The following is a 6,118-nucleotide window of genomic DNA, read 5'->3' on the forward strand; positions in this document are numbered from 1 at the left end:
CCTCTGCCCGGGCGCGATCATGGGGGGATCAGCGGGGCGCGGCCAGAGATGCGCGAGGGTACGGGTTACGGAGTCTTCGGCAGGAACCGGTCCAGATCCTGGGGGGCGAGGGGGGTGCCGGCATCTGTGCTCCCGCTCTTGCCGCGCTGCTGTTGCTGGCAGAAGTATTCCGCCTCCCACAGGGTGCGCTGGCGCAATTTGATGGATGTGCCGGGGCGCATTTCTGGATCCTTGGACCAGGTGAGCACCACCTGCACCTCCATGTTGTCCTTACGGAACCGCCATTTCCAGGCGATGACGGTCCTGAAGGCGTCGCCCTGGTACTCGTCGGGCTTGCCGAAGGCTTTTTCGTAGCGGGTGTACAGGGCATTGAAGGTGCTCTGGGCCGGATCGTCCAGTTTGAGCTTCACGCCCACCACCACGCCAGGATTGGCGCAGTTGCCGTATGAAATACTGCCGCCGCGAATCCCGGGGAGCAGGTCGCTTTTGAGATCCACTTCGTTAACGTACAGGGCGTCCCGGTCGCGCGCATCGGTTTCCATGTTCAGGAGGGATCGGTATTTCTCCACCGGTTCCCCCAGCACAATGCCGAACAGTTCCGAAGGCAACTGCGCCTGCGCCGTTCCTGGCAACACCAGCAACAGAAGAAGTGGCAGCAACAATTTTTTCATGGGAGGACGATAGCGACTTTGCGGAAAAATGTCCATGCGCTTTGGGCACCTTGACTGTTCTGATCCTGCCTTGCCAATTGCCGGCCGGCGCACTAGAATACAAGGCAGCGCAAACATTCTTTCAGAAGGATTCCACATGCGCCTTATTCTCGCTCTTGTTGTGGCCATGGTCTGGGCCGCGCCGGCCGGCGCGTTCGATGCGCTGGAAATTCCCAAGGAAGCGGTGCGCATAGACACCATGCGCCCCATGCCGGACTTGCGCGGCTTTGCCCTGGTGGAGGAAAAGGACATGGCCTGCATGCAGGACATGTCCATCGCCCAATGCCAGCGCAAGGTGTATTCCAACGAGGCGCAGCGGCTGATGGTGGTCTTTCTGGGCGGGGCTGCCACCTGGTACTGGTATATCGATCCGGCCAGCAAGCAGGCCACGGCCCAGGCGGCTGAAGGCACCCGGGACGACGGGTTCTTCACCCGGGATAAGAACCCGGCCAAGAAAGGCGGCTCCAACGCCGGCGACTATTTTTCCAACGTGGAAAAGCAGGGTGGCGGCAACCTGAATCTGTTCAAGTTCTGAGCCGCCGCGCCGGCTACAGCGCATCCACTTCCAGCGTCAGCTTCCCGAACGCATCCAGGGAAATGACCAGCTTGCTCGCGGCGTCGGCCGGGTTGTCCAGAATGCGGGAAAACGAGAGCCCGTCTGGCGAAAACCAGCAGCCCAGCTCCAGCACACGGTCGGCCTCGGGCAGATCCTTGTTGATGGTGATGGTGTTCAGGACCATGAGCATCTCTTCCAGATGCAGATCCGGGATCTCATTGTCCAAAAAATCGTTGATACTCATCATGATGACTGTCTGCCCTCCAAAGGTGGAAAAGAGACGGCCCGCCGCATCGCGCAGCGGGCCGTCTGATTATGACTTGATGGTGCAATGAACGGACTTACGCGCCCCATTTGATGAGCCCCAGGGCATGGGGATCCAGCAGCAGGGGGTGGCGCGGCAGAATGCGCACCGTGAAGCCGAAGCGCCCGGCGTCCTCAGGCTGGGCCTGCCCCTCGAACCGCTGCCAGCCGTTCACCGGCTGCCCCGCGGGCTGCATGGGGAAGGTGAGCCGGGAGGTGAAGCGGCCGTCCGTATCCAGGGGGCCGGAGTAGATCTCCACCAACAGATGATCGGCCTTGATGTCGTTGAGCAGCACTTCGCAGGTGACGGTGACGGTCTCGCTCACGGTAAGGGCGGCCGGAGCATCCGTCTGGATGTTCTGGATCTGCAGGCCGCTCCAGCGGGTCATGATGTCCATGCGCCAGGTGGCCAGTTCGGCGGCAGCCTTGTAGTTGTTCTGGCGCAGCTTGTCGAAGTTCTCGCAGGCCGGGATGTAGGCCTGCCGGGTGTAGTCTTCCACCATGCGGTGGGCGCTGTACAGGGGCACCAGCTCCTTGAGCGATGCCTTCATGCGGCGCACCCAGTGCTTGGGCAGGCGGGAGTGGTCGCGGTCGTAGAACAGGGGGATGACGTCGTTTTCCAGGATGTTGTAGAGGGTCTGGCTCTCCACGAAGTCCTGATACTCGTCGTCCTCATATTCCTCGCCCTGGCCGATGGCCCAGCCCACGGAGTTGTCGGGCTTGTAGGCTTCGTCCCACCAGCCATCCAGGGTGGAGAGGTTGAGCACGCCGTTCACCAGGGCTTTCATGCCGCTGGTGCCGCAGGCTTCCAGGGGCCGGCGGGGGGTGTTCAGCCACACGTCCACGCCCTGGACCATGTGGGCGGCGGTGTCCATGTCGTAATCTTCCAGGAAGACCATGCGCATGCGGCAGTCTTCCTGCTGGCAGAACTGCACCAGCTCCTGGATGAGCTTCTTGCCGCCCTGGTCTGCCGGGTGGGCCTTGCCGGCAAAGACGAACTGCACGGGCCGGGCCTTGTTGGAAACCAGGGAGAACAGCCGTTGCTTGTCCCGCAGCAGCAGGCCGGCGCGCTTGTACGTGGCGAAGCGGCGGGCAAAACCGATGGTCAGGGCGTCCGGATCCAGCACCTCGCTGGCCAGTTCCAGCAGCCGCCGGCCCACGCCCTTGGATTCCATCTGCTTTCTGAGTTTCCAGCGGACAAAGTCCACCAGCCGGGCGCGCAGGCGCTCGTGGGTGCGCCAGAGTTCGGAGTCGGAGATGGTATCCGCCAGGCTCCAGGCACGGGTGCAGTCCGGATCTTCGCGCCAGTTGCCGCCCAGGTAGCGATCATAGAGCAGGGCCATGTCCGGCGCCACCCAGCTGGGGGCGTGCACGCCGTTGGTGATGGCGCCAATGGGCACGTCTTCCAGGGGATACTGGGGCCAGACCCGCTGCCACATGGTGCGCGACACCCGGCCATGCAGGCGGGAGACGCCGTTGTTGAAGCGGGAGAGCTTGAGGGCCAGCACGGTCATGCACAGGTGTTCGCTGTCGTCGCGGGGGTCTTCGCGGCCCAGGGCCATGAACACCTTGAACGCCACGCCCATGTCCCGGGCATAGCCTTCAAAATACCGCTGGATGAGGTCCGAGGGGAAGCGGTCGTTGCCGGCTGGCACAGGGGTGTGAGTGGTGAAGATGGAGGTGGAGGCGGAAAGCTCCAGGGCGGCTTCCAGCGAAAGCCCTTCGCGCTTCATGTAATGGCGAATGCGCTCCAACCCGGCGAAGGCGCTGTGACCTTCGTTCATGTGGATCACCTTGGGCGTGAGCCCGAGCACCCGCAACGCCTTGATGCCGCCGATGCCCAGCAGGATTTCCTGCCACAGCCGCATCTCCAGCCCGCCGCCGTACAGGTTGGCGGTGACGGCCCGCAGGTGTTCGGGATTCTGCGGGATGTTCGTATCCATCAGATACAAGGCAATGCGGCCCACCTGGGCGCGCCAGATTTGCGCATACAGCGTCTGCCCAGCCAGATCCACATCCACCAGCAGGGGCTGTCCGGCGGCGTCCTTCAAGAGGACAACAGGCATTTGTTCGAAATCATTAACAGGATACCGCTCCTGCTGCCAGGCGTCCGGCGTCAGGTATTGGCGGAAATATCCTTTGAGATAAAACAGCCCGATGCCAACCAGCGGCGTGTTCAGGTCGCTTGCTGACTTGAGGTGGTCGCCGGCCAGAATGCCCAGGCCGCCGGAATAAATGGGCATGGACAGGGAAAACCCGTATTCCAGGCTGAAGTAGGCCACTGCAGGCTGTCCGGATTCTGCAGGGGGAAAGGGGACGCCGCCGGTGGTGCGGGTGGTGTATTGCTCAAGGCTGGCCCTGGCTTCCTTGAGCCGTTCCAGGTAGTTTTCGTCCGCCGCCACAGATTGCAGCAGGCTTTGCGGGGCGCGGTTCAGGAACAGTACGGGATTCTTGGCAGTTTCCCGCCACAGTCTGGGGTCCAGCTGGGCAAACAATTCCTCGATTCTCGGATTCCAGGAGAACCAGAAGTTGTAAGCCAGCTCCCGCAAGGGCTCCAAGGGGCGAGGCAGCTTGGGGGCAACGCTGAAAACGCGCAGTGGCTGCATGTCCTTTCCTCATAACAGGCTGGAGGGTGCTTGCCGGTGGCGAGATTCCGGCGTACAACGCGACGTCTGCCGCCGTCCATGGCAGGCTTTGCTCTTCCATGGCAGAATTTTGGCGCGACGGCAACGCCTTCCCTCACTATCAAAGTCAGCGCGGCCGCATATGGCGGTATGATGACGTTTCGGAGAACAACATGTCCTTGGCCGCTTCTGTCCCCCAGCTCAGGCTGACCCTCACCCCCCAAGGCGTGCTGCAGTACGGTCCCGCCGGCCCCAGGCCGGCCACGACCGGCAGTGCCGGCATGGACTTGCGGGCCTGCATCGATGCCCCCGCCACCCTCATGCCTGGAGAGCGACGAGCCATGCCGGCCGGCATGGCCATGGAGCTGACCGAGTCCGGCCTGGCCGGCTTTGTCTTCTCCCGTTCCGGCCTGGGCGCCAAGGACGGTCTTGTGGTGGCCCAGGGCGTGGGGGTGATCGATCCGGACTATCGCGGCGAGATTGTGGTGTTTTTGCTCAACACCTCCCAGGAGCCGCGCACTGTTTCGCCCGGGGATCGCATTGCCCAACTGGTGGTCATGCCGGTCCGGCTGCCGGAGATTGCGGTGGTGGATGCATTGAATGAGACGTCCCGCGGTGACGGTGGCTTCGGCCACACCGGCACGCGGTAAGACACGCGCTACGCGAAGGAGATATTGTCATGGATGCACGCTTCAGCACCCTGAAGGCCCGGGAGCAGGCGGCCGTTTGCCGCACATACGGCCGGTATCCTTTGGAAATCGCTTCCGCAAAAGACTGCCGCCTGTACGACTTCGAGGGCAAGGCCTATGTGGATCTGCTGGCCGGCGTGGCCGTGGTCAACTGCGGGCATGCCCGCGAGGACCTGGCCCAGGCCGCCTATGATCAGATGCTGCGCCTGGTGCATACCTCCAACCTCTGCTACACTCAGGAGCAGGTGCGTCTGGCCGAGGTGCTCACCCGCCTTTCCGGCCTGGGCAAGGCCTTCTTCTGCAATTCCGGGGCAGAAGCCAACGAAGCCGCGGTGAAGCTGGCCCGGCGCTACATGCGCACCGTGAAATCGCGGGATGCCTACGAAATCATCACCCTGGAAGGCTCTTTCCATGGCCGGACCCTGGGCATGATCGCCGCCACGGGCCAGGGCAAGGTGAAGGAACACTTCCAACCCCTGCCCGAGGGCTTCGTTACCGTGCCGTGGGAGGATCTGACCGCCATGGAGGCGGCCATCTCCGAGCGCACGGCCGGCATCATGGTGGAGGTGGTCCAGGGCGAAGGCGGCGTGCGGCCGGCCACCCGGGAATACCTGCACGGCGTGCAGGCCCTGTGCCGCAAGCACGATATCCTGTTCCTCATCGACGAAATCCAGACTGGCCTGGGCCGCACGGGCCGGCTCTTCGGGTTCCAGCATCACGATCTGCAGCCGGATCTCGTCACCATGGCCAAGGGCCTGGCCAACGGCTTGCCCATGGGTGCGCTGCTGGCCACGGACGAGGCCGCTTCCGGCTTTGCCCCTGGCAGCCATGCCACCACCTTCGGCGGTGGGCCGGTGGTGAGCGTGGTGGCGCTCAAGGTTTTGGAAATCCTCGAAAAGGAACGGCTGGTGGAACGCAGCGCCAAGCTGGGCGAGCGCTTCAAGGCCCGGTTCCTGGAGATTCGGGACCGCCTGCCCGATAAAATTGCCCAGGTCCGCGGACTGGGGCTGATGCTCGGCATTGAGCTGACTGCCCCGGCCGGCCCGGTCTGGACAAAGCTCCTGGAGGCCGGCTTCCTGTGCAACGTGACGCAAGACAAAGTGCTGCGCCTGCTGCCGCCCCTGACCATTACCGAAGCCGATCTGGAAGCCTTTGCCAAGGCCCTGGAAGAGGCGCTGACCGACGTATAGGGCACGTTGTTTTTGAAAAGAACTCTCGGGGGAAAACCTTTTGCAA

General features: G+C 63.1%; 6 protein-coding genes. 3 read left to right on the top strand and 3 right to left on the bottom strand.

The annotated features are described in order from the left end of the window. Positions 1 to 65: 65 nt before the first annotated feature. Positions 66 to 659 (bottom strand): hypothetical protein, encoded by a 594-nt coding sequence (locus tag DGI_RS09855; RefSeq protein ID WP_144284165.1) that lies wholly within the window; start codon positions 657 to 659, stop codon positions 66 to 68. A 148-nt stretch (positions 660 to 807) separates the two neighbouring features. On the opposite strand from DGI_RS09855, the gene DGI_RS09860 reads away from it, so the two are divergent. After that, a complete protein-coding gene (locus DGI_RS09860; RefSeq protein ID WP_021760844.1) occupies positions 808 to 1,245 on the top strand; it encodes a hypothetical protein in 438 nt (145 codons plus the stop codon). Between the two features lie 13 nt (positions 1,246 to 1,258). Here DGI_RS09860 and DGI_RS09865 read toward each other — a convergent pair whose 3' ends face one another. Then, complete coding sequence (locus tag DGI_RS09865; protein ID WP_021760845.1) at positions 1,259 to 1,513, bottom strand: hypothetical protein; 255 nt, start codon at positions 1,511 to 1,513, stop codon at positions 1,259 to 1,261. A gap of 94 nt (positions 1,514 to 1,607) precedes the next feature. After that, on the bottom strand, positions 1,608 to 4,175 hold the full coding sequence (gene glgP, locus DGI_RS09870) for an alpha-glucan family phosphorylase (RefSeq protein ID WP_021760846.1): 2,568 nt from the start codon (positions 4,173 to 4,175) through the stop codon (positions 1,608 to 1,610). A gap of 191 nt (positions 4,176 to 4,366) precedes the next feature. On the opposite strand from glgP, the gene dut reads away from it, so the two are divergent. Both dut and DGI_RS09880 read left to right on the top strand, forming a co-directional pair. Further along, entirely contained in the window at positions 4,367 to 4,843 is a 477-nt protein-coding gene (gene dut / locus DGI_RS09875) for a dUTP diphosphatase (protein WP_027193249.1), read from the top strand. Positions 4,844 to 4,872: 29 nt separating this feature from the next. Further along, positions 4,873 to 6,072, top strand: a complete 1,200-nt coding sequence (locus DGI_RS09880; RefSeq protein ID WP_021760848.1) for an aspartate aminotransferase family protein — start codon at positions 4,873 to 4,875, stop codon at positions 6,070 to 6,072. Positions 6,073 to 6,118: the final 46 nt, after the last annotated feature.

It is taken from the genome of Megalodesulfovibrio gigas DSM 1382 = ATCC 19364, from assembly GCF_000468495.1.
Classification (GTDB): Bacteria; Desulfobacterota; Desulfovibrionia; order Desulfovibrionales; family Desulfovibrionaceae; genus Megalodesulfovibrio; species Megalodesulfovibrio gigas.